This window comes from Caulobacter sp. GW821-FHT12F03 (assembly GCF_058806855.1).
The window spans coordinates 194,249-218,818 of record NZ_JBXAQC010000003.1 but is presented as its reverse complement, the minus strand read 5'-3'; the positions used below and the strand labels follow the sequence as shown (position 1 = coordinate 218,818).

At 68.6% G+C, this 24,570-nt stretch carries 30 protein-coding genes and 1 tRNA gene; 7 read left to right on the top strand and 24 right to left on the bottom strand.

Going from position 1 to position 24,570, the window contains the following annotated elements; translation table 11 throughout:
• Nucleotides 1-51: 51 nt before the first annotated feature.
• The gene (locus AC1RN0_RS09690) at nucleotides 52-522 is read right to left on the bottom strand and encodes a hypothetical protein (protein WP_492787233.1); all 471 of its coding nucleotides are present in this window, start codon (nucleotides 520-522) and stop codon (nucleotides 52-54) included.
• 67 nt (nucleotides 523-589) lie between these two features.
• Here AC1RN0_RS09690 and phaC point away from each other — a divergent pair, with 67 nt between their 5' ends.
• Nucleotides 590-2,581, top strand: a complete 1,992-nt coding sequence (phaC, locus tag AC1RN0_RS09685; RefSeq protein WP_492787232.1) for a class I poly(R)-hydroxyalkanoic acid synthase — start codon at nucleotides 590-592, stop codon at nucleotides 2,579-2,581.
• A 13-nt stretch (nucleotides 2,582-2,594) separates the two neighbouring features.
• Here the strand turns inward: phaC and AC1RN0_RS09680 are convergent, their stop codons facing one another.
• From AC1RN0_RS09680 to rplM, 4 genes are all read right to left on the bottom strand, one after another.
• A complete protein-coding gene (locus AC1RN0_RS09680) occupies nucleotides 2,595-3,044 on the bottom strand; it encodes a GNAT family N-acetyltransferase (protein ID WP_492787231.1) in 450 nt (149 codons plus the stop codon).
• Nucleotides 3,041-3,991 (bottom strand): N-acetyl-gamma-glutamyl-phosphate reductase, encoded by a 951-nt coding sequence (gene argC, locus AC1RN0_RS09675; RefSeq protein ID WP_492787230.1) that lies wholly within the window; start codon nucleotides 3,989-3,991, stop codon nucleotides 3,041-3,043. Before argC ends, AC1RN0_RS09680 begins: the two co-directional genes overlap by 4 nt.
• Nucleotides 3,992-4,180: 189 nt before the next feature.
• Nucleotides 4,181-4,651, bottom strand: coding sequence for a 30S ribosomal protein S9 (rpsI, locus tag AC1RN0_RS09670; protein WP_492787229.1), 471 nt, complete (start codon nucleotides 4,649-4,651; stop codon nucleotides 4,181-4,183).
• 3 nt (nucleotides 4,652-4,654) lie between these two features.
• Nucleotides 4,655-5,128, bottom strand: a complete 474-nt coding sequence (rplM, locus tag AC1RN0_RS09665) for a 50S ribosomal protein L13 (RefSeq protein WP_492787228.1) — start codon at nucleotides 5,126-5,128, stop codon at nucleotides 4,655-4,657.
• Nucleotides 5,129-5,356: 228 nt separating this feature from the next.
• Here rplM and AC1RN0_RS09660 point away from each other — a divergent pair, with 228 nt between their 5' ends.
• Entirely contained in the window at nucleotides 5,357-6,757 is a 1,401-nt protein-coding gene (locus tag AC1RN0_RS09660; RefSeq protein WP_492787227.1) for an alkaline phosphatase PhoX, read from the top strand.
• Here AC1RN0_RS09660 and AC1RN0_RS09655 read toward each other — a convergent pair.
• A complete protein-coding gene (locus tag AC1RN0_RS09655) occupies nucleotides 6,754-7,785 on the bottom strand; it encodes a COX15/CtaA family protein (protein WP_492787226.1) in 1,032 nt (343 codons plus the stop codon). The genes AC1RN0_RS09660 and AC1RN0_RS09655 overlap by 4 nt on opposite strands.
• A gap of 113 nt (nucleotides 7,786-7,898) precedes the next feature.
• Here AC1RN0_RS09655 and AC1RN0_RS09650 point away from each other — a divergent pair, with 113 nt between their 5' ends.
• The 3 genes from AC1RN0_RS09650 to AC1RN0_RS09640 all read left to right on the top strand — a co-directional run bounded on the left by AC1RN0_RS09650 (nucleotide 7,899) and on the right by AC1RN0_RS09640 (nucleotide 8,713).
• Nucleotides 7,899-8,147, top strand: a complete 249-nt coding sequence (locus AC1RN0_RS09650; RefSeq protein WP_492787225.1) for a hypothetical protein — start codon at nucleotides 7,899-7,901, stop codon at nucleotides 8,145-8,147.
• 61 nt (nucleotides 8,148-8,208) lie between these two features.
• Nucleotides 8,209-8,457: a GlsB/YeaQ/YmgE family stress response membrane protein gene (locus AC1RN0_RS09645; RefSeq protein WP_492787224.1), complete on the top strand. Its 249-nt coding sequence runs from the start codon at nucleotides 8,209-8,211 to the stop codon at nucleotides 8,455-8,457.
• Nucleotides 8,458-8,509: 52 nt separating this feature from the next.
• Nucleotides 8,510-8,713 (top strand): DUF2842 domain-containing protein, encoded by a 204-nt coding sequence (locus AC1RN0_RS09640; protein WP_492787223.1) that lies wholly within the window; start codon nucleotides 8,510-8,512, stop codon nucleotides 8,711-8,713.
• An 18-nt stretch (nucleotides 8,714-8,731) separates the two neighbouring features.
• On the opposite strand, the gene AC1RN0_RS09635 is transcribed toward AC1RN0_RS09640, so the two are convergent.
• The 7 genes from AC1RN0_RS09635 to AC1RN0_RS09605 form a co-directional block, all read right to left on the bottom strand.
• Nucleotides 8,732-8,808, bottom strand: a tRNA-Pro gene (locus AC1RN0_RS09635).
• Between the two features lie 80 nt (nucleotides 8,809-8,888).
• On the bottom strand, nucleotides 8,889-9,311 hold the full coding sequence (locus tag AC1RN0_RS09630; protein WP_492787222.1) for a MerR family transcriptional regulator: 423 nt from the start codon (nucleotides 9,309-9,311) through the stop codon (nucleotides 8,889-8,891).
• 8 nt (nucleotides 9,312-9,319) lie between these two features.
• A complete protein-coding gene (locus AC1RN0_RS09625; RefSeq protein ID WP_492787221.1) occupies nucleotides 9,320-9,622 on the bottom strand; it encodes an integration host factor subunit alpha in 303 nt (100 codons plus the stop codon).
• An 89-nt stretch (nucleotides 9,623-9,711) separates the two neighbouring features.
• Nucleotides 9,712-10,689 carry a beta-ketoacyl-ACP synthase III gene (locus AC1RN0_RS09620; RefSeq protein WP_492787220.1) on the bottom strand — a complete coding sequence of 326 codons (978 nt, stop codon included), beginning with the start codon at nucleotides 10,687-10,689 and terminating at the stop codon, nucleotides 9,712-9,714.
• Entirely contained in the window at nucleotides 10,686-11,750 is a 1,065-nt protein-coding gene (gene plsX, locus AC1RN0_RS09615) for a phosphate acyltransferase PlsX (protein ID WP_492787219.1), read from the bottom strand. Before plsX ends, AC1RN0_RS09620 begins: the two co-directional genes overlap by 4 nt.
• A gap of 97 nt (nucleotides 11,751-11,847) precedes the next feature.
• A complete protein-coding gene (locus tag AC1RN0_RS09610) occupies nucleotides 11,848-12,381 on the bottom strand; it encodes a YceD family protein (protein WP_492787218.1) in 534 nt (177 codons plus the stop codon).
• Nucleotides 12,381-12,905: a ubiquinol-cytochrome C chaperone family protein gene (locus AC1RN0_RS09605; RefSeq protein ID WP_492787217.1), complete on the bottom strand. Its 525-nt coding sequence runs from the start codon at nucleotides 12,903-12,905 to the stop codon at nucleotides 12,381-12,383. Before AC1RN0_RS09605 ends, AC1RN0_RS09610 begins: the two co-directional genes overlap by 1 nt.
• 113 nt (nucleotides 12,906-13,018) lie before the next feature.
• Here AC1RN0_RS09605 and AC1RN0_RS09600 point away from each other — a divergent pair, with 113 nt between their 5' ends.
• On the top strand, nucleotides 13,019-13,513 hold the full coding sequence (locus AC1RN0_RS09600; protein ID WP_492787216.1) for an outer membrane protein assembly factor BamE: 495 nt from the start codon (nucleotides 13,019-13,021) through the stop codon (nucleotides 13,511-13,513).
• A gap of 124 nt (nucleotides 13,514-13,637) precedes the next feature.
• On the opposite strand, the gene AC1RN0_RS09595 is transcribed toward AC1RN0_RS09600, so the two are convergent.
• The 10 genes from AC1RN0_RS09595 to glyA form a co-directional block, all read right to left on the bottom strand.
• Nucleotides 13,638-15,800, bottom strand: coding sequence for a sodium-translocating pyrophosphatase (locus tag AC1RN0_RS09595; protein ID WP_492787215.1), 2,163 nt, complete (start codon nucleotides 15,798-15,800; stop codon nucleotides 13,638-13,640).
• Nucleotides 15,801-15,986: 186 nt separating this feature from the next.
• Nucleotides 15,987-16,415: a hypothetical protein gene (locus tag AC1RN0_RS09590; RefSeq protein ID WP_492787214.1), complete on the bottom strand. Its 429-nt coding sequence runs from the start codon at nucleotides 16,413-16,415 to the stop codon at nucleotides 15,987-15,989.
• Between the two features lie 34 nt (nucleotides 16,416-16,449).
• Nucleotides 16,450-17,388 carry a thiamine-phosphate kinase gene (gene thiL, locus AC1RN0_RS09585; RefSeq protein WP_492787213.1) on the bottom strand — a complete coding sequence of 313 codons (939 nt, stop codon included), beginning with the start codon at nucleotides 17,386-17,388 and terminating at the stop codon, nucleotides 16,450-16,452.
• Nucleotides 17,375-17,905, bottom strand: coding sequence for a transcription antitermination factor NusB (gene nusB, locus AC1RN0_RS09580; protein WP_492787212.1), 531 nt, complete (start codon nucleotides 17,903-17,905; stop codon nucleotides 17,375-17,377). Before nusB ends, thiL begins: the two co-directional genes overlap by 14 nt.
• Nucleotides 17,902-18,363, bottom strand: coding sequence for a 6,7-dimethyl-8-ribityllumazine synthase (gene ribH / locus AC1RN0_RS09575; protein ID WP_492787211.1), 462 nt, complete (start codon nucleotides 18,361-18,363; stop codon nucleotides 17,902-17,904). The genes nusB and ribH overlap by 4 nt, the downstream gene beginning before the upstream one ends.
• Nucleotides 18,364-18,366: 3 nt before the next feature.
• Nucleotides 18,367-19,488 carry a 3,4-dihydroxy-2-butanone-4-phosphate synthase gene (gene ribB, locus AC1RN0_RS09570; RefSeq protein ID WP_492787210.1) on the bottom strand — a complete coding sequence of 374 codons (1,122 nt, stop codon included), beginning with the start codon at nucleotides 19,486-19,488 and terminating at the stop codon, nucleotides 18,367-18,369.
• On the bottom strand, nucleotides 19,481-20,077 hold the full coding sequence (locus tag AC1RN0_RS09565; RefSeq protein ID WP_492787209.1) for a riboflavin synthase: 597 nt from the start codon (nucleotides 20,075-20,077) through the stop codon (nucleotides 19,481-19,483). Before AC1RN0_RS09565 ends, ribB begins: the two co-directional genes overlap by 8 nt.
• Entirely contained in the window at nucleotides 20,077-20,766 is a 690-nt protein-coding gene (locus AC1RN0_RS09560; protein ID WP_492787208.1) for a RibD family protein, read from the bottom strand. Before AC1RN0_RS09560 ends, AC1RN0_RS09565 begins: the two co-directional genes overlap by 1 nt.
• A gap of 2 nt (nucleotides 20,767-20,768) precedes the next feature.
• Nucleotides 20,769-21,236: a transcriptional regulator NrdR gene (gene nrdR, locus AC1RN0_RS09555; protein ID WP_492787207.1), complete on the bottom strand. Its 468-nt coding sequence runs from the start codon at nucleotides 21,234-21,236 to the stop codon at nucleotides 20,769-20,771.
• A gap of 28 nt (nucleotides 21,237-21,264) precedes the next feature.
• A complete protein-coding gene (gene glyA / locus AC1RN0_RS09550; protein ID WP_492787206.1) occupies nucleotides 21,265-22,557 on the bottom strand; it encodes a serine hydroxymethyltransferase in 1,293 nt (430 codons plus the stop codon).
• Nucleotides 22,558-22,723: 166 nt separating this feature from the next.
• Between glyA and AC1RN0_RS09545 the strand changes: the two genes are divergently transcribed.
• Nucleotides 22,724-23,155 (top strand): Ros/MucR family transcriptional regulator, encoded by a 432-nt coding sequence (locus AC1RN0_RS09545; protein WP_492787205.1) that lies wholly within the window; start codon nucleotides 22,724-22,726, stop codon nucleotides 23,153-23,155.
• 4 nt (nucleotides 23,156-23,159) lie between these two features.
• Here the strand turns inward: AC1RN0_RS09545 and hemA are convergent, their stop codons facing one another.
• The gene (hemA, locus tag AC1RN0_RS09540; protein WP_492787204.1) at nucleotides 23,160-24,389 is read right to left on the bottom strand and encodes a 5-aminolevulinate synthase; all 1,230 of its coding nucleotides are present in this window, start codon (nucleotides 24,387-24,389) and stop codon (nucleotides 23,160-23,162) included.
• Between the last annotated feature and the right edge of the window lie 181 nt (nucleotides 24,390-24,570).

Sequence of the window (24,570 nt, the reverse complement as noted above, 5' to 3'; positions counted from 1 at the left end):
GAGGCGACTCCAAGCGGGTTCAGGGAATTTCTTGCCTCCGCCGCGCCGGATCTACCTCGGCGACGGAGGCGGGGTAGCTCGCTTGCGCAGGGCGCGGGCATAGGCCTCCGACTCGGCCATCTCGGCGTCGGTCGGGGCATGCAGGCCGAGCGGGTTGGCCTGGGCGCGCGCCTCGGCCTCGAAGGCCTCGGTGGCGGTCAGGCTCCAGGTGTCCTCGGCGCCGTTACGGCTGGTGTAGACGCCCTCGGCTTGCTGGTCCTCGACGGCGGCGCGCCAGGCGGCGGAATTGCGCACGTCGTCCGGAACTTCGGGAATGCCGGCGAAGGTCGGCCAGGGGCCGGGATGCTTGATCGCCTCTTCCACCCGGGCGGCGGCCGGCGACTTCGGATCGATCTGCGCGCTGCTTCCGGGCTCGAGTTTCGGCAGGTCGGCGCAGGCCGTCAGGCCGCTCGCAGCGCCCGCCAGGAGCGCCAGCCGCAAGGTTCGCCAGAAAGTTCGCGCATCGCCGTTCATATCGGTCACGGTCTTATGCCATGATCGGCGACAGCGAAAGGGCGCCGGACGCCCACGCACCGGGAAGGACGCGCGCATGGCCGGCTCTAGCGGCAAGACTACCCCCTCAAAGTCGGCGGCCAGGAAGCCTTCGGCGAAGAAACCCGCCGCGAAAGCCGCTCCCAAGCCCGCCGCGACCAAGGCCCCGGCGAAGGCCGCCAGGCCCGCGCCCGCCGAATCGCCGAAGGCCGCGACGCCGCCGCCCCGGACGCCTGACTATGCGGCCGCGCCCGATCCGGCCGCCTTCCTGTCGTCGGAACAGCGCGAGGCGCTGGAGAAGCTGTCGGCCAACCTGGCCCGCGCCGCGGTCACCGCCCAGGGCGCGATCGCCGAGGCCGCCCTGCGCCAGGCGGACAGCCCCGCCGCCCTGAGCCCGGACCCCTTCCACGTGGCGCCGGCGTTGACCGACGTCATGGGCCGTCTGGCCGCCCAGCCCGATCGTCTGCTGCGCGCCCAGGCCGACCTGTTCTCGCGCTATCTCGACCTGTGGCAGACCACGGCCCGCAAGATGAGCGGCGAACAGGTCGAGCCTGTCGTCACGCCGGGCAAGGGCGACAAGCGCTTCAACGATCCCGAATGGGGCGCCCACCCCGTCTACGACGTGATGAAGCAGTCCTATCTGCTGACCAGCAACTGGCTGAACAGCCTCGTGTCCGAGGTCGACGGCGTCGACCCGCTGGAGAAGCGCCGCGTCGAGTTCTTCATCAAGATGCTGACCGACGCGATCTCGCCGTCGAACTTCCTGATGTCGAACCCGGCGGCCCTCAAGGAGGCCATGACCAGCGGCGGCGAGAGCCTTGTGCGCGGCATGGAGAACTTCGCCGCCGACCTGACTCGCGGCGGCGGCCAGCTGCAGATCAGCCAGACCGACATGGAGCAGTTCATCGTCGGCGAGAACGTCGCCACGGCGCCGGGCAAGGTCGTCTACCAGAACGACATCCTGCAGTTGCTGCAGTACGCGCCGACGACGGACAAGGTCCGCGAGATCCCGCTGCTGCTGTTCACGCCGTGGATCAACAAGTTCTACATCACCGACCTTCGGCCCGATAACAGCCTGATCCGCTGGCTGACGGCCCAGGGCTTCACGGTATTCGTCACCAGCTGGGTCAATCCGGACGAGAAACTCGCGGCCAAGACCTTCGAGGACTACCTCGTCGAAGGCATCTACGACGCCACGACCCAGGTCATGAAGCAGTGCGGCACCGACCGGGTGAACACGGTCGGCTACTGCATCGGCGGCACCCTGCTCTCCTGCGCCCTCGCCCACATGGCGGCCAAGGGCGACAAGCGCATCAATTCGGCGACCTTCTTCGCGGCCCAGCAGGATTTCGAGGAGGCCGGCGACCTGAAGCTGTTCGTCGACGACGCCTGGCTGCGCTCGATCGAGGAGACCATGGACCAGTCCGGCGGCTTCCTGCCCGGCAAGTCGATGGCCGACACCTTCAACGCCCTGCGCGGCAACGACCTGATCTGGTCGTTCTTCGTCAACAATTACCTGATGGGCAAGGAGCCCAAGCCGTTCGACCTGCTGTTCTGGAACAGCGACCAGACGCGCATGCCCAAGGCGCTGCACCTGTTCTACCTGCGCAACTTCTACAAGGACAACGCGCTGGCGAAGGGCGACCTGACGCTGGCGGGGGTCAAGCTGGACCTGCACAAGGTCCAGACGCCGATCTACGTGCAGTCCTCGCGCGACGACCATATCGCGCCGTTCCGCAGCATCTATCGCGGCGCGAAGCTGTTCGGCGGGCCGGTGACCTTCACCATGGCCGGCAGCGGCCATATCGCCGGGGTGATCAACCACCCGGACGCGAAGAAGTACCAGCACTGGACCAACCCCGCCCTGCCCGCGACCATCGAGGAATGGCAGGCCGGCGCCGTCGAGCACCCGGGCAGCTGGTGGCCGCACTGGGCCGCCTGGCTCAACGAGCGCTCGGGCGAGATGGTCCCGGCGCGCGATCCGTCCACCGGCCCCCTCGGCAAGCCGCTCGAGGACGCGCCGGGAAGCTTCGTGAAGGTGCGGAGCTAGGCTTTCCTCCCCGCTACGCGGGGAGGATCAACTCGAATTTCGGCCGTTCCCAGATGATCCCGTCGCCCGGCGGGGTCACGCCGACATCCGCCGCGCCCATCCGGCGATAGAACCCGGCGGCCTCCGGGTTGGAGCTGATCACCACCCGGCTGGCGCCCAGCGCCCTCGCCCGTTCAGCCATGTGCGCGAACAGGCGGCGGCCGAGGCCGGTCCCCTGGGTCGTGTTGCCGGTGAAGAACAGGTCCAGCTCCCGGTCCGCGCCGTGCGGGATCAGGGCGTAGAAGCCGGCGACCGCGCCGCCCTCTTCCGCCAGCCACACTTCATGGCCGGCTTCGGGCACGGACCAGCCGGCGGCGAAGGCGACAATCATCGCCCGCGCCTCGGGTCGCCCGTAGCCGTTGCTGCCCGCCATCATCGCCCGCAGGACCGGCGTGTCGGCGGGGACGGCCCGCCGGATCGTCACAGGCCGGCGGCCTCGGGCAGGCCGAGCATCAGGTTGAGGTTCTGCACCGCCGCGCCGGACGCGCCCTTGCCGAGGTTGTCGAGCAGCGCCACGAGCCGGGCCTGGCGGCCTTCCTCGGAGCCGAACACGAACAGCTTCATGCGGTTGGTGCCGTTCAGCCCCTCCGGATCGAGCGTCTTGAGCGCCTCGCACTCCTTCAGGGGCACGACCTCGACGAATTGCTCGCCGCGGTAATGCTTCTCAAGCACGTCATGGACGTCTTTCAGCGACGGGCCATTGCCGAGCACCCCGAGGTGCAACGGGACCTCGACCAGCATGCCCTGGGCGTAGCGGCCGACCGCCGGGGTGAACAGCGGCCGGGTCAGCAGACCCGAGCGCACCTGCATCTCCGGCACATGCTTGTGCTCCAGGCCCATCGCGTAGATGCGGTACGGGACCTTGGTATAGGTCGGGCTGGTCTCGTCCTCGAACTCGGCGATCATCGGCTTGCCGCCGCCGCTGTAGCCGCTGACGGCGTTGACGCTGACCGGATGGTCGGCCGGCATCAGGCCCGACTGCACCAGTGGGCGGACCAGGGCGATGGCGCCGGTCGAATAGCAGCCGGGGTTGGACACCCGTTTCGCCGCCTTGATCGCCGCCCGCTGGCTCTTGCACAGCTCGGGGAAGCCGAAGGTCCAGCCGTCGGCCGTGCGGTGCGCCGTCGAGGCGTCGATCACCTTCACGGCCGGATTGCTGATCAGGCTGACCGCCTCGCGCGCCGCATCGTCCGGCAGGCAGAGGATCACCAGGTCGGCGGCGTTGAGCAGCTCGGCGCGGGCGTCGGTGTCCTTGCGGCGCTCTTCGGCGATCGACAGCAGTTCGAGATCGGTGCGGCCGACCAGCCGCTCGCGGATCTGCAGCCCGGTGGTGCCGGCTTCGCCGTCGATGAAGACCCTGGGCTTACCCATTTCAGACTCCGCTCACCCCGGCGTAGGCCGGGGTCCAGACTTCAAACACATAGACCTCCGATCTGGGTCCCGGCGTTGGCGCCTTGCGCCGCCCTTCGGGTCGCCGGGATGATCGGAACCGCAACGCGCAAAGAAAAAGGGCGCTCCGGTTTCCCGAAGCGCCCTTTCGCAAACCTGGTTCGCGAACGACTAGCGCTTCGAGAACTGGAAGGAGCGGCGGGCCTTGGCCTTGCCGTACTTCTTCCGCTCGACGACGCGGCTGTCGCGGGTCAGGAAGCCATGCGGCTTCAGGGCCGTGCGCAGCGCCGGTTCGTAGTAGGTCAGGGCCTTGGAGATGCCGTGACGCACGGCGCCGGCCTGGCCCGACAGGCCCGAACCTTCAACCGTGACGATGACGTCGAACTGGCCGACCCGGTCGGTGACCTGGAACGGCTGGGCGAGCATCATGCGCAGCACGGGGCGGGCGAAGTAAACTTCCTGGTCCCGGCCGTTGATGGTGATCGTGCCCTTGCCCGGCTTGATCCAGACGCGGGCGATGGCGTTCTTGCGCTTGCCGGTCGCATAGGCGCGACCGTACTTGTCCAGCTTCTGGACCGCGGGCGCGGCCTCGGGCGAGGACGACAGGCTCTGGAGAGCCTCGAAACCTTGAGCTTCGGCCATGATCTATTGGCTCCGGACGTTCTTGCTGTTGCGTTCAGCGAACGCGACGGGCTCAGGGCTCTGCGCCTGGTGGGTGTGCTCGGCGCCGTTGAAGATGCGCAGATGGGTCAGCTGCTTGCGGGCAAGCGGGCTTTCCTTCGGCAGCATGCGCTCGACGGCCTTTTCCAGGACGCGCTCGGGGAAACGACCGGCCAGTTGCTTTCCGGCGGTGATTTCCTTGATGCCGCCCGGGTGACCGGTGTGGCGGTAGTAGATCTTCTGCTCGAGCTTGCGGCCGGTGAACTTCACCTTGTCGGCGTTGACGACGACGACGTAGTCGCCGCAGTCGACGTTCGGGGTGTAGTCAGGACGGTGCTTGCCGCGAAGACGCATGGCGATGAACGACGCGAGGCGGCCAACGACCACATTCTCGGCGTCGATCACGATCCACTTCTTCTCGACCTCGGCGGGCTTCAAAGAAGCCGTGGTCTTCATCATGGGACTGATCCGTTGCAGGCGGAGACAAGCGGTCCCCGACGTGAGGGCGCGCTGTTACCTGCGACGATCGGACCTGTCAACACAGGCGCGTTTCGTTTTCGCCGGAAACCGTTACCGCGTAAGGGAAAACTATCGTTCGGTAATATAATACCGAAAACTTTCATCGTCATTGTAGTGACAGCGTCACGCACGCGGCCTAGCCGGACAGTCTATTCCGGAGTCCGACCCATGTCGCTTAATCGCCGCTCGCTTCTCGGGGCCACGGCCGCCTCCCTGGCCTTCGCCGGCTTCGCCCGGGCCCAGACGGCACCGGAGACCTACCTCAACGAGATCGAGGGCTACGGACCGCTCAGGCCCGATCCGAACGGCATCTTCGACCTGCCTGAAGGCTTCTCCTATCGCGTCGTCTCCTTCGCGGGCCAGACGATGGATGACGGCTACGTTGTTCCGGGACGCGCCGACGGCATGGCCTGCTTCCCAGGGCGCGGGTCGCGCGTGATCCTGATGCGCAACCACGAGAACAGCTACAAGCAACCCAATCTCGGGCCGCTGGGCATCGGCCGCGCGGTGAAGAAGCGGCCGAAGCCGGACAAGGTGTTCGACGTCGACGCCGCCGGCAATCCGCTGACCGGGGGAGTCTCCCGGCTGGTCTACGACGTTGAGGCCGGCAAGCTGGTCAAGGCCGAGATGGCCCTGTTCGGCACCTCGACCAACTGCGCCGGCGGACCGACGCCCTGGGGCAGCTGGCTGAGCTGCGAGGAAACGGCCGACGGGCCCAGGCAGGGCCTGGGCAAGGACCACGGCTGGGTGTTCGAGGTGCCGGCCAGGGGCCGCGGTCTCGTCGATCCGGTTCCGCTCAAGGCCATGGGCCGCTTCTTCCACGAGGCGGCCGCCGTCGATCCGGCGACCGGCATCGTCTACATGACCGAGGACGCGCCCGCCCCTGACCGCGCCGGCCTGTTCTACCGCTTCCTCCCCAACGTCCCCGGCAAGCTGGCCGAGGGCGGCCGCCTGCAGGCGCTGGCGTTCAGGGACGCGCCCGGCGCCGACGCGCGCAACTGGGACGGCAAGGTCATCTGGAAGCAGGGCGACGTCCGGCCGGCCGCCTGGGTCGAGCTGAAGGACGTCGAATCGCCGAACGACGACCTGCGCTTCCGCGGCCATGCCGACGGCGCGGTCATCGTCGGTCGCGGCGAAGGCATCTTCTGGGGCAGGAACGAGGCCTGGTTCAGCTGCACCAACAGCGGACCGGGCAAGCACGGCCAGATTCTGCGCTACCGTCCCAGCCCCCACGAGGGGCGCCCGGGCGAGGCCGACGCGCCGGGCTCGGTCGAGCTGTTCCTGGAATCGGTCGAGGACCGGGTGCTCGACTACCCCGACAACATCACCGTGGCCCCGAACGGCCATCTGATGGTCTGCGAGGACCGCTATTCGGACGTGCTGCGCAACCACCTGCGGGGCGTCACGCCGGAGGGCAGGGTCTATACGCTGGGCCGCAACGTCTACAAGGACAACGCCGAGCTGGCCGGGGTCTGCTTCTCGCCCGACGGCGGCACGCTGTTCGTCAACATCTACACCCCCGGCGTCACCCTGGCCGTGACCGGCCCCTGGGCGTCGCTCAGGAGCTAGGTGCGGCGGACGCGCCAGGCGAAGGCGGTCGCGGTGGCCAGCAGAACCGCCGCGCCGAGCTGGTGCAGGATGCCCAGCCACAGCGGCACGCCCGCCATCAGCGTGGCGACGCCGAGCCCCGCCTGCATCAGCACCACGCCGCCCACGGCCAGCCCGAGCACACGGGCTTCGGCGGCGAGGTAACGCGCCCGCCAGGCCATGCCGGCGACGGTCATGCCGGCCGCCAGCAGCAGATAGGCGCCGATCCGGTGATGGAACTGCACGGAGGCCTGGTTGTGCGCCAGCGTCGCCCATAGGCCCTCGCCGACGTAGTCCTTCGGGAACAGCCGGCCGTTCATCAGCGGCCAGTCGTTGTAGATGAAGCCCGCGTGCGCCCCGGCGACCAGCGCGCCGAGCAGGCTCTGGACGTAGACCGCGCCGAGGAAGACCAGCGAACCGGCCCGCCAGCGGGTGGGATTGTCCTGACGCGGTTGCCCGGCGTCGGCGTCGAGCGCGGTCCAGACCAGCAGCACGAACAGGGCCAGCGCCAGGCCCAGGTGCGTGGCCAGCCGTTCCGGCGCGACCGAGACCCGGCCGGCCAGGCCGCTGGCGACCATCCACCAGCCGACCACTGCCTGCATCGCCAGCAGGCCGAACATGCCGCCGCAGCGCCAGATCAGCCGCCTGGGAATCTGTCGCCGGACCAGGAACACCACCAGCGGGATGGCGAAGGCGGCGACCACCAGGCGGGCCAGCAGGCGGTGCGCCCACTCCCAGCGATAGATCGACTTGAACTCCGCCAGGGTCATGCCGCGGTTGACCTGCTGGTACTGCGGGATCTTCTGGTACTTGGAAAATTCGTTGCCCCAGGCCTCTTCGCCCATCGGCGGCAGGGCGCCGGTGACCGGCTTCCATTCGGTGATCGACAGGCCCGAGCCGGTCAGGCGCGTCGCGCCGCCGACCACCACCATCGCCAGCACCAGCACAGCCACCGCCAGCAGCCAGACAGCGACCGGGCGGGACCGGTCGGAACGCAGAAACGAGGTCATGGCGAGCTATCTAGAAGGGTTTCACAGCCAGATAAGGGCGGCGATCCCTACGCCCCTCGCGCGATACCGTCCAGAGCGGTGACGTCGCGTCGCGCGCCTGTCATGCTGATCCCATGGGGACGCCAGGCCTGTTCATCATCGCGGTCATCGGCCTGTTCGCCGGCGCGATCGGCCGCGCCGTGCTGCTGGGCCGTCCCACGCGCTTCGCCGCCCTGCTGGCGGGCGTCGCCGGGGCGATCGCGGGACCGCCGGCGGCGGGGGCCCTCGGCTATCCCGTCACCGCCCTGTGGCAGATCGCGCTGGCGGCGCTGGCGGGCGCCGTCGTCCTGCTGCCGTTCACCCTGCTGCTGCGTCGTCGCTGAGCGCGGAACCTTGTCAGGCCGCGCCGCATTTCAGGCGTCCGGGCTTTCAGGAGAAAACGGCATGCACGGACTGAACTGGATCGTCATCATCATCGCCGGCATCTTCGCCGGCTGGATCGCCGAGCGGCTGATGAACCGCAACCACGGCATCCTGACCAACCTCATCGTCGGCCTGCTGGGCGCCTTCATCGGCAGCTGGCTCGCGGGCGCGTTCGGCTTCGCCTACACCGGCCTGCTGCCGAGCATCCTGGTCGCCGTCCTCGGCGCCGTGGTGCTGCTGTTCGTGCTGGGCCTCTTCAAACGCCGCTAGGTCTGGCATAGGACCCCGGCGGCCGGCTCAACAGGCCGCCGGAGGCCCGCCCATGAACCCGCGCATCAGGAAGCTCGTCGGCATGCTGGCCATGCTCGTCTTCCTGTTTTTCTACGTCGTCGCGGCCATTGCCATCGCCGGTCACCTGCCGAAGCATCCGGCGGTGTCGCTGCTGTATTTCGCCGTCGTCGGCATCGCCTGGGGCGTGCCGCTGTTTCCTTTGATGGCCTGGATGAACCGGGAGCCCAAGCCCTAGGGCCAGGGCGGGAGAAGATGGTCGGAGCGACAGGATTCGAACCTGCGACCCCTTGACCCCCAGTCAAGTGCGCTACCAGGCTGCGCCACGCTCCGACATCTTCTCTCGGCGCTCGCGAACGACCGCCGTGGGGAGCGCCCTTATAGGGACCGCACCCCGGCGCGGCAACTCGAATTCAGCGGCCTTTCAACAGCCCGTCGAGACGGGCTTTAACCGCCTCCAGGTCGGCGAGCGCGAAGCTCAGCCGGTCGCGCGCCTCGCCGCCGATATCGACGGCCTCTTCAGCGCGGAAAATGTCTTCGGAAGCATCGGTCCCGGCGGTCGCCCCGCCCTCGCCGGCGGCGGCCAGGCGGCGGATGCCCTGGTCCTTGTGCAGCTTCTGCACGCCCTTGATGGTGTAGCCTTCGTCGTGCAGCAGCGCGCGCACGCCGCGCAGCACGGCGATGTCCTGCGGCCGGTAGAAGCGACGGCCGCCGGCCCGCTTCATCGGGCGGATGAACGAGAACTTGGTCTCCCAGAAACGCAGCACATGCTGGGGCACGCCCAGCTCCTCGGCTGCTTCCGAGATCGTGCGGAAGGCGTTGGGGCCCTTCGCCACCGGGGCCGTCAGTCGCTCAGCGCGCGGTCGATCCGCGCCTTCATGACCTGCGAGGCGCGGAAACCGATCACCCGGCGGGGCTCGATCTCGGCCGGCTCGCCGGTCTTGGGATTGCGGCCCATGCGGGCGCTCTTGGCGCGCACCTGGAACACGCCGAAGCCGGACAGCTTCACGGTCTCGCCGCGCTCAAGCGCCTCGGCGACCAGGTCGAGCGTGCGCTCCACCAGTCCACCGCAATCCTGACGGGTCAGGCCCACTTCCTCGTGGACCGCTTCCGTCAACTCCGCTCGCGTGAGGGTTTCGCCCTTCATGCCCCGCTCCCAGACCCTTAAGTCTATCGGTGCATGAGCCGATTGGTCCGTCAAGTCAAAGGGTTCCCGCCGGTTCCCGATTCTCCGGACTAGAGCCGGACGACGCAGGCGCCCCAGGTCAGGCCGCCGCCCATCGCCTCGATCAGCAGCAGATCGCCCTTCTTGATCCGGCCGTCGGCCATGCCCTCGGCCCAGGCCAGCGGGATCGATGCCGCCGAGGTGTTGGCGTGCTCGCCCACGGTCTGGATGACCTTGTGCTCATCGATGCCCAGGCGATGGGCCACGCCCTTGAGAATCCGCTCGTTGGCCTGGTGCGGGATGAACCAGTCGACGTCCGACACGGCCACCCCGGCCTGGGCGGCGGCGGCGACGACGGCCTCGGAGATGTTGACGACCGCGTGCTTGAACACCTGGTTGCCGAGCATCCGCAGCTTGCCGACCGTGCCGGTGGTCGACGGACCGCCGTCGACATAGAGCAGGTCCTGCTTGGTCCCGTCGCAGCGCAGGGCGAAGCCCAGCAGGCCGCGGTCCTCGGTGGTCCCCTGCCCTTCACCGGGCTCCAGCACGATGGCCCCGGCCCCGTCGCCGAACAGCACGCAGGTGCCGCGGTCGGTCCAGTCCATCAGCCGGGTCATGGTCTCGGCGCCGATGACCAGCGCGCATTTCGAATGGCCCCGCCCGACGAAGCCGTCGGCGACCGTCAGCGCGTAGACGAAGCCCGAGCAGACGGCCTGCACGTCGAAGGCGATGCCGACCGGGCAGCCCAGCTTGCGCTGGACGATGGCCGCTGTGGCCGGAAAGGTCAGGTCGGCCGTGGTCGTGGCCACGATGATCAGGTCGACGTCGGCCGCCGTCCGGCCCGCCGCCTCGAGCGCCTTCTTCGCCGCCTCGACCGCCAGGTCGGAGACCGCCTGGTCCTCGGCCGCGCGATGGCGCTGGCGGATGCCGGTGCGCTCCTGCACCCATTCGTCGGTCGTATCGACGATCTTCGACAGGTCGGCATTGGTCACGACGGTTTCGGGCAGATAGCCGCCCACGCCGGTCACGACGCTACGCAGTACGGTCACTCGGCGACTCCCTCGGCCTGGGCCGTGGCTGTGGATTCGGACAGCGTCGCGGTCAGACGCTGGATGTTGCGGTCGATCTCGCCGGCGAAGTCGCTGCGCGCCAGATCGGCCGCGACCTTGATCGCGCTGGCGAAGCTCTTCGCGTCGGCGCTGCCGTGACTTTTCACGACGATGCCGTTGAGGCCCAGCAGCGGGCCGCCGTTGACGGCGCCCGGGTCCATCCGCTTGCGCATCCGCCCCAGCCCGCCCGAAGCCAGCAGCGCCCCGAGCAGCTCCAGCGGCCCGGACGTGAAGGTGGCCTTCAGCTCGCCGGCGAAGAACCGCGCCAGACCCTCGGCGGTCTTGAGGGCGATGTTGCCGGTGAAGCCGTCGGTGACGATGACATCGACGGTGCCCTTGGCGATGTCGTTGCCCTCGACGAAGCCGCGGTAGTCGAGATCCAGGGTGGTGGCGCGCAGCAGGGCGTTGGCCCCGCGCACCTCGTCGTGGCCCTTTTCCTCTTCGGAGCCGACGTTGAGCACGCCGACCGTCGGGCGTGTCGACCCGTGCACCGCGTGGTGGAAGGCCGCGCCCATGATGGCGAACTCGACCAGCTGCTCGGCGTCGCATTCGACGTTGGCGCCGACGTCGAGCACCGCCGTGACGCCGTTCATGGTCGGCCAGCTGGCGACGATGGCCGGGCGCGAGACGCCGGCGGCCATGCGCAGCACCAGCTTGGAGATGGCCATCAGGGCGCCGGTGTTGCCGGCCGACACGGCGGCCTTCGCCTCGCCCGCCTTCACCGCCTCGATCGCGTTCCAGACGCTGGAGCCCTTGCCCCGGCGCATGGCCTGGGCCGGCTTCTCGTCCATCGAGATGGCCTTGTCGGTGTGGCGCACCGTGCTGACGGCCCTGGCCGCCGGCAGTTTCGCCAGCTCGGCGTTGATGCGCGCCTCGTCGCCGTGCAGCACGAACCGCAGGTCGGGATTGGCCCGGGCGGCGATGTCGACGGCGGGAACGACAACGGCGGGACCGTGGTCGCCGCCCATGGCGTCAATGGAAATGACGATGTCTTGGGACAATGGCCGGTCGCGATTCCGTTGCAGACCCCGGTTCGGGGCCGAAGCCGCCGGAACTTACCCCCGCACGGCGGCGATGCAAGCCCGGCCTCCAAACGCCCTATTCGGGCGCATCATCCTTCTTGAGCATCCGCAGCACCGCGAACGGCGACAGATCGGCGTCATCCTTCGGCGCCAGGAACTCCGCCCCCGGCTTGCGCGGGAAGGGATCCAGCTCCAGCGCCAGATGCTCGACCACATAGCCGCCCAGGTCGATGTCCTCGCCCTCGAGCACATCCGGGGGATCATCGGCCTCGAGATCGAGCTCGATCTCCTCGACCGGCTCCTGCGGCGCGTTGGGGCTGTTGGGCGGCAGGACGCGCACCACGAAGTCGGCCTCGGCGGTTTCCTCGAAGGGTTCCGCCGTGACGCTGCAGGTCTGGGTGATGTCGGCGGTGAAGCTGCCCTCGATCTCGGCCCCGTCCATCCACGGCCGGACGGTGAGGTCGGCCTTCAGCGAATCGACGGCGACCAGCCCGAGCAGCCGCGCGATCGCCGTCCGCGCCTTGGCGTCGGCCTCGATCGTGCGTTTCACCGGTCCGCGGCTGACCTCGCCGAACCGGACCACCTCGCGCCAGGGCGATTCGCCGACCATCACAGAGTCTCCCACTGCAGTTCACCCGCCAGAAGGGCGTCGACGGGCTGGCGCGACAGAGCGTCACGGGCCCGGATGACATAGTTCGCCAGCGCGCCGGCGGTTTCACCGCGGTCTTCCAGGACGGTGCGCGTCAGCACATCGGTCAGGGCCGCGGCGTCCGGCAGGGTGGCGACGGCCTCCTCATAGGCCTTCAGCCGGCCGTAGAAGGCCTCCCCGAGCTTCTTGACCCGCTTGGCCACCGACAGGTCGCCCACGCCCAGCTCGCGAAAGGCGTCGTCGAGCCCCTTCACATAGCGGTCGAACAGGCTCTGGCGCGCGTCGCCGGCCAGGCCGGTCTCGCCCTTGAGCCGCTCGACCAGCAGAATGACGTGCAGGGTATAGAGCTCGAACCGCCCTTCCCGCGTGTCAGCCACACCGCCGCGGGTGTAGAAATCAGGCGTGCGCGCCTGCCCCGCCGCGGCGGCGTAGAGCGCCTCGCCGGCCAGTTTCGCGGGGTTGGGCCGGAACAGCCGCTGCAGCATCGTCGGTATCGCCTCGTTTTCGCCGCCAGGAGAGCCTACAGCGGGCATTGAACTAAGCCCCCGCGGGCGATAGGTCAAAGAGCTGCGCCACGCGCGCGCACCCGGGAGCCGATATGTTTCGTAAAGCCGCCCTCGCCGCCGCCTCCGTTATCGTCCTCGCGACGACCGGCGGCTGCATGCCGATGACCAACTACTCGGGCTTCCAGGCCATCGAGGTCAATCCCGCCGACATCAAGTCGGGCGAGGACACCAAATCGACCGTGCTGGGCAAGCTGGGCTCGCCGTCGGCGACCTCGACCTTCGATCCGAACATCTGGTTCTACATGAGCCAGGTGACCGACCGGGTGGCCTTCTACCAGCCGCGCGTCGCGGCCCGGAACGTGTTCGCCATCACCTTCGACAAGACCACCGAGCAGGTCGTGGCGGTCAACGCCTACACCCTGCGCGACGGCAAGGTGTTCGCCTACAACAGCCGCGAGACGCCGACCCGTGGTCGCGAGCTGAGCATCCTCGAGCAGCTGCTCGGCAACGTCGGCCGCGGCGGCATGCTGCCGCGCGACGACAGCGAGGGTGTCCCGGGCACCCGGCCGGGCGACGGCCGCCAGTAGCCCCCCCCCCTTTCCACCGCATACGGCGGACAACGAAAACGCCCCGGAGATCGCTCTCCGGGGCGTCGTCGTATCTGGATGGCCGTGACGGTCGGGGCGGATCCGGAGATCCGCCCTTCAGGTCCTAGCCGTGGGCCAGCACGGCCAGCAGCAGCAGGGCCACGATGTTCGCGATCTTGATCATCGGGTTCACGGCCGGGCCGGAGGTGTCCTTGTAGGGGTCGCCGACGGTGTCGCCGGTCACGGCGGCCTTGTGGGCTTCAGAGCCCTTGCCGTGCGTGACGCCGTCGCTGTCGGTGAAGCCTTCTTCGATCACCTTCTTGGCGTTGTCCCAGGCGCCGCCGCCCGAGGTCATCGAGATGGCCACGAACAGGCCGGTGACGATGACGCCCATCAGCATGGCGCCGAGGCTGGCGAAGGCGTTGATCTTGCCGGCGATCGAATTGATCACGAAGAACAGGATCACCGGGGACGCGACCGGGAGCAGCGACGGGATGATCATTTCCCGGATCGCGGCCTTGGTCAGGATGTCCACGGCCTTGCCGTACTCGGGCTTCACTTCGCCGGTCATGATGCCGGGGTTCTCGCGGAACTGGCGACGAACCTCGACCACGACCGCCTGGGCGGCGCGACCGACGGCGGTCATCGACATGCCGCCGAACAGGAACGGCAGCAGGCCGCCGAACAGCAGGCCGACCACGACGTACGGGTTGGACAGGTCGAAGGAGACCGCGCCCAGGCCGTCGAAGAAGCCGCCCTTGCCGAGGCCTTCGGTGGTGAAGAACTTCAGGTCTTCGGTGTAGGCGGCGAACAGCACCAGGGCGCCGAGACCGGCCGAGCCGATGGCGTAGCCCTTGGTGACGGCCTTGGTGGTGTTGCCCACGGCGTCGAGGGCGTCGGTGGTGACGCGCACTTCCGGGGGCAGACCCGCCATTTCAGCGATGCCGCCGGCGTTGTCCGTGACCGGGCCGAAGGCGTCGAGGGCGACGATGAAGCCGGCCAGCGACAGCATCGAGGTCACGGCGATGGCGATGCCGAACAGGCCGGCGAGGCCGTAGGTGACGATGATGCCGGCGATGATCACGATGGCCGGGGCCGCGCAGGCCTCCAGCGACATGGCCAGACCCTGGATCACGTTGGTGCCGTGGCCGGAGACCGAGGCCTGGGCGACGGACTTCACCGGGCGGAAGCCGGTGCCGGTGTAGTACTCGGTGATGACGACGATCAGGGCGGTGATGACCAGGCCGCTGATGCCGCACCAGAACAGCTCCATGGCACCGTAGGTCTTGGGCTCGCCGCCGAAGGGCGTGAACTCGATCGGGGCGGACACGAAGTGCGGGAACAGGAAGTACAGGGCGACGGCCGACAGGATGCCGGTGACGATCAGGCCCTGGTACAGGGCGCCCATGATGTTCTGGCTCTTGCCGAGGCGGACGAAGAAGGCCCCGATGATCGAGGTGAAGATGCCGACGGCGCAGACGGCCAGCGGCAGGACCATCATCGACGACACCAGCGCCGCGTCGCCGCGGAAGAAGATGGCGGCCAGAACCATGGTGGCGACCGTGGTCACCGCGTAGGTTTCGAACAGGTCGGCGGCCATGCCGGCGCAGTCGCCGACGTTGTCGCCGACGTTGTCGGCGATCGTGGCCGCGTTGCGGGGGTCATCTTCCGGAATGCCGGCTTCAACCTTGCCGACCATGTCGCCGCCGACGTCGGCGCCCTTGGTGAAGATGCCGCCGCCGAGACGGGCGAAGATCGAGATCAGCGAGGCGCCGAAGCCGAGGGTGACGAGCGAATCGATCACCGGACGGCTGGTCGGGTCGAGGCCCATGACGCGGGTCAGCACGTAGTAGTAGCCCGCGACGCCCAGCAGGGCGAGGCCGGCCACCAGCATGCCGGTGATGGCGCCGGAGGTGAAGGCGACGCTGAGGCCCTTGCCGAGGCTTTCCGAGGAGGCCTGGGCCGTGCGCACGTTGGCGCGGACCGAGATCAGCATGCCGACGAAGCCGGCGCCGCCCGACAGGATCGCGCCGAGCGCGAAGCCGACAGGCTGTTCCCAGCTCTTGAAGAACCACGCCAGCAAGGCGATCACGACCACGCCGACGAGGGCGATCGTGGTGTACTGGCGGTTCAGGTAGGCTTGCGCGCCTTCCTGGATGGCCGCGGCGATTTCCTGCATCCGCGCGTTGCCGGCGGACTTGCGCAACAGCCCGAGGGTCTGGATCACGCCGTAGATCACGGCGGCCAGACCAGCGACTATCGCCAGTACGAGAAAGTCGATGCCCATTAGTTTCAAGAGCCCCTTTGTTTGACACCGGGGGTTTCCACGCCGCCGTTGGCCGGCGTACGGATCCCCCGATTTCCTTATGAACAGACGCCGACAGACGGCGTCCCCTTTGCGAAAAGACGACCGTCTTTGCCAAATGCGGGCGGTCTAAGCAACCGCCTGTTCCGTTTGGGGAAACCCGCGGCCCTAGGCGGCCGGACGCGGCAGCCGGCTGCGCTGCTTCGGCGTCTGCGAAACCAGCGTCACCGAGAGCAGATTCCGCGGCGATGTGATCAGTCCCGCCTCACGCATCAGGGTCGCCTTCATACGCGCCTCGTCGATCGTCGTGTAGTCGCGCGGGTTGGTGAATGGCGTGCGATGGGCGGCGCGCACCAGGGCGTCGCGGAACCAGGGCTCGCGCTCGCGCAGCTTGGGCGCGTCGGCGGTCGGCGTCAGGTTGATGCGGATCTGGGCGAAGACGTAGTTGATCAGCCGGTTGTTCAGCACGATCGGCAGCGCCACCGGCGAAAGATCGACGTATTGCCCGCCCGATTCCTTCTTCGGCGGCGCATTGGCCGAGGCGGTCCCGGCGGCGAGGACGAACGGAAGGGCGGTGAGGATCTGACGACGGCGCATGGCCTGTTGTCGCCAACGCCTGGTGAAAGCCGCGTTAACCGTGGGTCCAGCCGAGGCGGTCCAGGGGAACGACCGCGCCACGCAGGGTCGCCGACACGCCCTGCCCCGCCGTGAAGCCGCCGACGGCGACAAAGCCGTCGGGCAAGGCCGCGTCCGGCGACAGGGCGCAAACGATTTCGTAGTCGTCGCCGCCCGTGGCCAGCCCGGTCAGGGCCGCCAGGGTGTCGGGCTGGCGGGCCAGCCAGTCCGCGGCGGCGACCGACACCGGCGTGCGGCCCAGATCGATCTCGACCGCACAACCGCTGGCCGTGGCGAGGTGGCCGGCGTCGGCCAGCAGACCGTCGGAAATATCGGCCGCCGCGCGGGCCTGGTCGCGCAGCAGGTCCCTCAGGTCGGTGCGCGGGGTCGGCAGGCGGTAGCGCGCGGCCAGCGCCGGGCTGTCGAGCTCGCCCCGCGCCGCCTTCAGCCCCAGCCAGCCGTCACCGATCGGCCCGGACACGGCCAGCAGATCGCCTGGCTTCGCCCCCCGGCGCAGCACCGCCCGACCCTGCGGAACCCATCCCAGCATCGTCGCGGTCAGGGTCAGCGGCCCCGGCGTCGACGTCGTGTCGCCCCCGAGCAGGGTCAGGTCCCAGGTCGCGCCGTCCTCGGCCAGGCCGCGCGCGAACCGTTCACGCTCCGCCCAGGTCGTTCCGGTCGGCCAGCTGGTGGTGAGGAAATAGCCGTACGGCTCGGCGGCCTTGGCCGCGAGATCGGACAGGTTCACCCGCAACAGCTTGCGGGCCACCAGGTCGAGCGGGTCGTCGGGCAGGAAATGCACCCCGGCGACCAGGGCGTCCTTGGTCACCACCAGGTCGAAACCGGGCCGCGAGGGAATCACCGCGGCGTCGTCGAGCAGATCGAGCGCTTCGGGCGCGCCCCGCGTCAGCGGGCGCAGAAGCCGCGCGATCCAGTCGAACTCACCCCCGGGCATCGCGGGCGATGCCGTCGAGGGCGCCGTTGACGAAGCCGGGCTCCGGGCCTTCGAAGAAGGACTTGGTGATCTCGACGTACTCGTCGATGGCCACCTCGACCGGCACGTCCGGCCGGCGCATCAGCTCCCAGCCGCCGGCGCGCAGGATGGCCCGCAACGTCGCGTCGATCCGTTCCAGCCGCCAGCCGGCGGCCAGACGATGGGTGATCGCCGAATCGATCGCCGCCTGGGCGCCGACGACGCCGTGCACCAGTTCGGAGAAGAAGGTCTCGTCAGCCTCAGCGAGGGTCTCCCCCTCGAGGTCGCCGTCGAAGCGGTGATCGACGAATTCGCGCACGACGGCGTCGACGCCGGCCCCGGCCAGTTCCATCTGGTACAGCGCCTGGACGGCGGCCAGACGCGCGACGGTGCGGGCGCGGCGTTCCTTGGCGCTGAGGTTCGCCGGCTTGTCCTCGGTCGCCGCCAGCAGGCGGTCGTAAGCCTCACGCAGGCTGGCGGGCTTGGCGTCGCCGCTCATTGACCCAGGTCCAGGCTGTTCTTGATGCTCAGGACTTCCAGGCAGGCGCGCGCCGCGCCGCCGCCCTTGTCGCCCTCGGACACGCGGGCGCGGGCCCAGGCCTGCTCCTCGTCCTCGACGGTCAGGATGCCGTTACCGATGGCCAGACCGTGGCGCACGGCGAGGTCCATCAGGCCGCGCGACGATTCGTTGGAGACGATCTCGAAGTGATAGGTCTCGCCGCGGATCACGCAGCCCAGGGCGACATAGCCGTCGAACGGACGGCCCGTCGGGCGGCGTCCGGCCTCCTCGGCGAGCGCGATGACGGCCGGAATCTCCAGCGCGCCCGGCACGGTGATCACTTCGTACTCCGCCCCGACCGCCGTGATGGCGTCGGCCGCGCCCCGCAGGAGCTCGTCGGACAGGTCCGAATAGAACCGGCCTTCCACGATGAGGATGCGGACCTTGTCAGCGGACATGCACTACTCCTTGGGCGTCACGATGGGCTGGCGCCCGACGATCCTGAGCCCGTAGCCCTCGAGGGCGGCGGGTTTGAACGGACTGGAAGTGAGCAGGACCATTTCCCGCACCCCCAGGTCCAGCAGGATCTGCGCCCCCACTCCGTAATCGCGGATGGCGTTGCTCCGGTACTGGCTCCCTGCCGCATACTCCCCGCCGTAGCGTTCGGAAAGCCAGGCCGGGTTCGGATCGCGGATGAACACCGCCACGCCGGGGCCGTCATGGTCGCCGATCGCCTGCAGCGCGGCCGGCACATAGTCGCGCCGCGCGCCGACGAATCCCAGCATGTCGGCGGCCAGATCGACCTGGTGCATGCGCACGAGCGTCGGCTTGTCGGCCTCGATGCGGCCCTTGACCAGCGCCACATGCTCGCAGCGATCGATGGTGTTGCGATAGACGATCATGCGGAATTCGCCGCCGTGAACGCTGGTGAACGGCGTCTCGAGCGCCCGTTCCACCTGCCGCTCGGTGCGGCGGCGATAGGCGATCAGGTCGGCGATGGTGCCGATCTTCAGCCCGTGCAGCTGGGCGAACGAGACCAGGTCCGGCAGCCGGGCCATGGTGCCGTCGTCCTTCATGATCTCGCAGATCACCCCGGCGGGGTTCAGGCCGGCCAGGCGCGAGATGTCGATCGCCGCCTCGGTGTGGCCGGCGCGGACCAGCACGCCGCCGTCGCGGGCGACCAGCGGGAACACGTGGCCGGGCGAGACGATGTCGTCCGGGCCCTTGGTCGGGTCGATGGCCACGGCCACCGTGTGCGACCGGTCATGCGCCGAAATGCCGGTGGTCACTCCCTCCTTCGCCTCGATCGAGACGGTGAAGGCGGTCGTCATGCTCTCGCGGTTCTCGGCGGCCATCGGCGGCAGGCGCAGCTGGCGCGCCCGCTCGTTGGTGATGCTGAGGCAGATCAGGCCCCGCGCGTGGCGGGCCATGAAGTTGATCTGGTCGGGCGTGGCGAACTGGGCGGGGATGATGACATCCCCCTCGTTCTCGCGATCCTCGGCGTCGACCAGGATGTAGGGCCGCCCGTTGCGGGCGTCCTCGATGATGTCCTCGATCGGCGAGATGGGGCTGTCTTCACTCATCGGCTGTCTCCTGCCACCGGGCGAGGTAACGCGCCAGCATGTCGATCTCGAGATTGACCCGCGCCCCGACCGTCAGGCGGCCGAGCGTGGTCACATCCCAGGTGTGGGGAATGATGTTCAGGCCGAAGACGTCGCCCTCGACCTCGTTGACGGTCAGGCTGACGCCCTCGACGGTGATCGAGCCCTTGGGGGCGATCAGCCGGTGCAGCGGCTTCGGCGCGCGGATGCGCAGGCGGTGTGAGCCGCCCTCGGGCGTGATCGACAGCACCTCGCCCAGGCCGTCGACATGGCCCGAAACGATATGGCCGCCCATCTCGTCGCCGAGCCGCGCGGCGCGCTCCAGGTTGACGGGCGCGCCCTCGGCCCACTGGTCGAGCGTGGTCTTCGACAGGGTCTCGGCCGAAACCTCGACGGCGAACCAGCCCTCACCCTTCTCCACCACGGTCAGGCAGCAGCCGGCATGGGAGATCGACGCGCCGAGATCGACCGTCGCCATGTCATAGGCCGTCTCGATCTCGAAGCGGCGGTCGCGGTTGGTTTCGCGCACGCTGCGCACCCGGCCGACGTCGGTGACAATTCCGGTGAACATCAGACCTTCTCGTACCGTTCCCACAGGTCGTCGCCGACCGCCTCGACCGACAACCGCCTGAAACGTGGGGCGGCGGCCAGATCTTTCAACACGAAGGCGCCGATCGCCGGCCGGCCCTCGTCGCCGAGGATCATCGGCGCCCGGAACCACTCGATCCGGTCGATCAGCCCGGCGCTGAGGAAACTCGCCGCCACCTGTCCGCCGCCCTCGATCATCAGGTTCAGCTCCATGGCCCCCGCGGGCCCAACGCCGAACCGCTCGCCGATCCGGCGGTCGAAGTCCGCCTGCAGCGCCTCGACCACCGCCTGGGGATCGGGACGCCCCTCGTTCTGGGCCACTTGCAGCACGGTGACCCCAGCGTCAGTCAAACGGTTGTTTGGATTCTCGATCGTCACGACCACGGTGGGCAGCCGTCCGGCGTCCCGCACCAGCTTCGAGGTCAGCGGCAGCCGCTGACGGCTGTCGAGCACCACCCGCACGGGCTGGATGCCGACAAAGCCGGGCAGCCGCACGGTGAGCTCGGGATCGTCGGCGATCGCCGTCTCGATCCCGACCAGCACCGCCTGGTGCAGGGCGCGGATGCGATGCACCTCCTCGCGCGCCGCCGGCCCGGTGATCCAGCGGCTCTCCCCCGACGCGGTGGCGATGCGACCGTCCAGAGATGTGGCGAGTTTGAGCGTTACGCCCAAGCTCAGTCCTCCAGATCTTCGGACAAGCCTTCAGCGCTGAGGAACTGGGCGAAGTCGTCGGTATGGCGGAAGTCGCGGTAGACCGAGGCGTAGCGGACGTAGGCCACGTCATCGAGCGCCTTGAGCGACTTCATGACCATCTCGCCGACCACCGATGACGGCAGTTCGGTTTCGCCCATGCTCTCCAGCTGACGGACGATGCCGTTGATCAGCCGGTCGACGCGCTCGGCGTCGATCTGGCGCTTGCGCAGCGGCAGGGCCACCGAACGGGCCAGCTTCTCGCGGTCGAACGGCGTGCGCCGCCCGGACCGCTTGACGATGGTCAGCTCGCGCAGCTGCACGCGTTCGAAGGTGGTGAAGCGGCCGCCGCATTCGGGGCAGAGCCGACGCCGACGGATGGCCGCGCCGTCTTCCGACGGGCGGCTGTCCTTCACCTGGCTTTCCATATGACCGCAGAACGGGCAGCGCATGTTGGGCCCCTCCCGGCGGCCGTCCCTATTAGTTGTAGATAGGGAAGCGCGCCGTCAACGCCAGCACCTGTTCCCGGACTTTCGCCTCGACCGCCGCGTTGCCTTCCGGACCGTTGGCCGACAGGCCGTCGACGACCTCGCCGATCCACTGGCCGATCTGGCGGAACTCCGCCTCGCCGAACCCGCGGGTCGTGCCGGCCGGGGTGCCGAGCCGCACGCCGGAGGTCACGGTGAACGAGGCCGTGTCGAACGGAATGCCGTTCTTGTTGCAGGTGATGTTGGCGCGCTCGAGCGAGGCTTCGGTGTCCTTGCCGGTCACGCCCTTGGGCCGCAGGTCGACCAGCATCACGTGGCTGTCGGTGCCGCCGGAGACGATGTTGACGCCCGACGCCATCAGGGTGTCGGCCAGGGCCTTGGCGTTGGCCACGACCTGGGCGGCGTACGCCTTGAAGTCGGGCTGCAGCGCCTCTCCGAAGGCTACGGCCTTGGCGGCGATGACATGCTCCAGCGGCCCCCCCTGCAGGCCGGGGAACACCGCCGAGTTGATCTTCTTGGCGATGGCCTCGTCGTTGGTCAGGATCAGGCCGCCGCGCGGACCGCGCAGGGTCTTGTGGGTGGTGGTGGTGACCACGTGGGCGTGCGGCACCGGGTTGGGATAGGCGCCGCCGGCGACCAGACCGGCGTAATGGGCCATGTCGACCATCAGCAGGGCCCCGACGCTGTCGGCGATCTCACGGAAACGCTTGAAGTCGATGGCGCGGCCATAGGCCGAGCCGCCGGCGATGATCAGCTTCGGCCGCTCGCGCTCGGCGACTTCGGCGACGTTGTCGTAGTCGATGTACTGGTCCTGCTGGCGCACGGTGTAGGCCACCGGCTTGAACCACTTGCCCGACTGGTTGGCGGGGCTGCCGTGGGTCAGGTGCCCGCCGGCGGCCAGATCCATGCCCATGAAGGTGTCGCCCGGCGTCAGCAGGGCCATGAACACCGCCTGGTTGGCCTGGGCGCCCGAGTGCGGCTGGACGTTGGCGAAGCCGGCGCCGAACAGCTCCTTGGCCCGTTCGATGGCGAGGGTCTCCAGCACGTCGACGTACTCGCAGCCGCCGTAGTAGCGCTTGCCCGGATACCCTTCGGCATACTTGTTGGTCAGGATCGAGCCCTGGGCCTCGAGCACCGCCTTGCTGACGATGTTCTCCGAGGCGATCAGCTCGATCTGGTTCTGCTGGCGCTTCAGTTCATGCGCGATGGCCTCGGCGATCGCCGGATCGGCGGTGGCGAGGTCGGCGCCGAAGAAGGCGGGGCGGATCGATGTGGAAGCGTTCATGGGCATACCCCTGCTGGCTGCGGCGCGCTGGCTGGCGCGCCCTCTTTAGCGATCATGTCGCCATGATCAATCGGAACCCGGCGGCGCCGGGGGCGTTGGACGTCAAACCTGTCGGTTCGCGAACGCTCGACGGGAAATGGCGTGCAAAGTGTGAGGAGTCCCCGCGATGACCGACGAGACCAGCGACAAGGCCCCGTTGGATGCGGACATCCTGATGTGCTCTGCGGAGATCGTGGCCGCCTATGTGGGGCGGAATGCCGTAGGGGCCAGCGCCCTGCCCGACCTGATCCGCACTGTTCACAGTTCGCTGGCCGGTCTGTCCGGCGCGCCGGAACCGGTGGCGCGCGAAAAGCAGAAGCCGGCCGTGCCGATCTCCCGATCGGTGCAACGCGACTACATCGTCTGCCTGGAAGACGGCGCGCACCTGAAGATGCTGAAGCGCTACCTGCGCTCGCGCTTCGACCTGAGTCCCGAGGAATACCGCCGCCGGTGGGGCCTGCCGCCGGATTACCCGATGGTCGCGCCGGCCTACGCCGAGCGACGCTCTGACTTCGCCAAGCGAATCGGACTGGGCAAGGGTGTGAGGCGGCGGGCTTGATCCTTTAGGCGGCGTATCCGCCCACGCGGGCGATATTGCAGTGGGCCCAGAGATTTTCCAGCGCCCGCACGAGATCGCGCATCATCGCATCGGTGTGGAACGGCGTCGGCGTGAAACGCAGTCGCTCTGTGCCGCGCGGCACGGTCGGGAAGTTGATCGGCTGGACATAGATGCCGTGGTCTTCCAGCAGCATGTCGGAGACCATCTTGCAGTGGACGGCGTCGCCGACCATCACCGGCACGATGTGGCTGACCGAGCTGTCCATGACCGGCAGGCCGGCGGCCTTCATCATGGCCTTCAGGGTCGCGGCGCGCTCCTGGTGCTGGTCTCGGACCTCGTTGTGCTCCTTGAGCCAGCGCACCGAAGCCAGCGCGCCGGCGGTCAGGGCCGGCGGCAGCGAGGTCGTGAAAATGAAGCCCGAGGCATAGGAGCGGATCGCGTCGACGATCACCGCGTCGGCGGCGATGTAGCCGCCCATCACGCCGATGGCCTTGCCGAGCGTGGCCTCGATGATGTCGATCTCGGAGGCGATGTCGTCGCGCTCGGAGACGCCGCCGCCGCGCTGGCCATACAGGCCGACCGCGTGGACTTCGTCGATGTAGGTCATGGCGCCGTACTTCTTCGCCAGCGCGACCGTGCCGCGGATGTCGGAGATGTCGCCGTCCATCGAATAGACGCTCTCGAACGCCACCAGCTTGGGCGCATCCGGATCGGCCTCGGCGAGCAGCTGCTCGAGGTGGGCCAGGTCGTTGTGGCGGAAGATCTTGCGCGCGCCGCCGCCGTTGCGGATGCCGCTGATCATCGAGGCGTGGTTGAGCTCGTCGGAGAAGATGATCAGCCCGGGCAGGATCTTGTACAGCGTCGCCAGCGTCGCCTCGTTGGAGACGTAGCCGGAGGTGAACAACAGGGCTGATTCCTTGTGGTGCAGGTCGGCCAGTTCGCGTTCGAGTTCGACGTGGAAATGGGTGGTGCCGGAGATGTTGCGCGTGCCGCCCGAGCCGGTGCCGGTCGCGTCGATGGCCTCGTGCATGGCGTTGACGACGACCGGGTTCTGACCCTGGCCGAGATAGTCGTTGGAACACCAGACGATGACCTCGGACTCCGACCCGTCGTCACGCGTCCAGGTCGCCCGCGGGAAGTCGCCGCGATGGCGCTTGAGATCAGCGAAAACCCGGTAACGGCCTTCGTCGCGAACCTTCGCCACGGCGGTCTCGAAAGCGGCCTTGTAATCCATCGACAACGCCCGGCCCCGATGTGACGGTCGCCCCGCCCCGGCCGGCTCCTGTTTTCTGTTTCGCGGGGCTTATAGGCGCCCCCGGACTCCCATGTCCACTTATGGGAGTTTCATCTGGCAACGTATTACGTGAATCGCCGCAGGTCTTTCGCGAACGGCTCTCAGGTAACGGGTTTCAGGA

Excerpts from the sequence above, each read along its gene's own strand:
- rplM (WP_492787228.1), bottom strand. The coding sequence starts at position 5,128 with ATGATGAAGACCACGGCTTCTTTGAAGCCCGCCGAGGTCGAGAAGAAG.
- glyA (WP_492787206.1), bottom strand. The coding sequence starts at position 22,557 with ATGAACGCTTCCACATCGATCCGCCCCGCCTTCTTCGGCGCCGACCTC.
- nusB (WP_492787212.1), bottom strand. The coding sequence starts at position 17,905 with ATGAGCGGCGACGCCAAGCCCGCCAGCCTGCGTGAGGCTTACGACCGC.
- phaC (WP_492787232.1), top strand. The coding sequence starts at position 590 with ATGGCCGGCTCTAGCGGCAAGACTACCCCCTCAAAGTCGGCGGCCAGG.
- thiL (WP_492787213.1), bottom strand. The coding sequence starts at position 17,388 with ATGCCCGGGGGTGAGTTCGACTGGATCGCGCGGCTTCTGCGCCCGCTG.
- hemA (WP_492787204.1), bottom strand. The coding sequence starts at position 24,389 with ATGGATTACAAGGCCGCTTTCGAGACCGCCGTGGCGAAGGTTCGCGAC.
- AC1RN0_RS09605 (WP_492787217.1), bottom strand. The coding sequence starts at position 12,905 with ATGCTGCAGCGGCTGTTCCGGCCCAACCCCGCGAAACTGGCCGGCGAG.
- AC1RN0_RS09655 (WP_492787226.1), bottom strand. The coding sequence starts at position 7,785 with ATGACCTCGTTTCTGCGTTCCGACCGGTCCCGCCCGGTCGCTGTCTGG.
- argC (WP_492787230.1), bottom strand. The coding sequence starts at position 3,991 with ATGGGTAAGCCCAGGGTCTTCATCGACGGCGAAGCCGGCACCACCGGG.
- AC1RN0_RS09640 (WP_492787223.1), top strand. The coding sequence starts at position 8,510 with ATGAACCCGCGCATCAGGAAGCTCGTCGGCATGCTGGCCATGCTCGTC.
- ribB (WP_492787210.1), bottom strand. The coding sequence starts at position 19,488 with ATGAGTGAAGACAGCCCCATCTCGCCGATCGAGGACATCATCGAGGAC.
- AC1RN0_RS09590 (WP_492787214.1), bottom strand. The coding sequence starts at position 16,415 with ATGCGCCGTCGTCAGATCCTCACCGCCCTTCCGTTCGTCCTCGCCGCC.
- AC1RN0_RS09545 (WP_492787205.1), top strand. The coding sequence starts at position 22,724 with ATGACCGACGAGACCAGCGACAAGGCCCCGTTGGATGCGGACATCCTG.
- rpsI (WP_492787229.1), bottom strand. The coding sequence starts at position 4,651 with ATGGCCGAAGCTCAAGGTTTCGAGGCTCTCCAGAGCCTGTCGTCCTCG.
- AC1RN0_RS09600 (WP_492787216.1), top strand. The coding sequence starts at position 13,019 with ATGTTTCGTAAAGCCGCCCTCGCCGCCGCCTCCGTTATCGTCCTCGCG.
- AC1RN0_RS09625 (WP_492787221.1), bottom strand. The coding sequence starts at position 9,622 with ATGAAGGGCGAAACCCTCACGCGAGCGGAGTTGACGGAAGCGGTCCAC.
- AC1RN0_RS09650 (WP_492787225.1), top strand. The coding sequence starts at position 7,899 with ATGGGGACGCCAGGCCTGTTCATCATCGCGGTCATCGGCCTGTTCGCC.
- nrdR (WP_492787207.1), bottom strand. The coding sequence starts at position 21,236 with ATGCGCTGCCCGTTCTGCGGTCATATGGAAAGCCAGGTGAAGGACAGC.
- AC1RN0_RS09645 (WP_492787224.1), top strand. The coding sequence starts at position 8,209 with ATGCACGGACTGAACTGGATCGTCATCATCATCGCCGGCATCTTCGCC.
- AC1RN0_RS09660 (WP_492787227.1), top strand. The coding sequence starts at position 5,357 with ATGTCGCTTAATCGCCGCTCGCTTCTCGGGGCCACGGCCGCCTCCCTG.
- ribH (WP_492787211.1), bottom strand. The coding sequence starts at position 18,363 with ATGTCCGCTGACAAGGTCCGCATCCTCATCGTGGAAGGCCGGTTCTAT.
- AC1RN0_RS09565 (WP_492787209.1), bottom strand. The coding sequence starts at position 20,077 with ATGTTCACCGGAATTGTCACCGACGTCGGCCGGGTGCGCAGCGTGCGC.
- AC1RN0_RS09595 (WP_492787215.1), bottom strand. The coding sequence starts at position 15,800 with ATGGGCATCGACTTTCTCGTACTGGCGATAGTCGCTGGTCTGGCCGCC.
- AC1RN0_RS09610 (WP_492787218.1), bottom strand. The coding sequence starts at position 12,381 with ATGGTCGGCGAATCGCCCTGGCGCGAGGTGGTCCGGTTCGGCGAGGTC.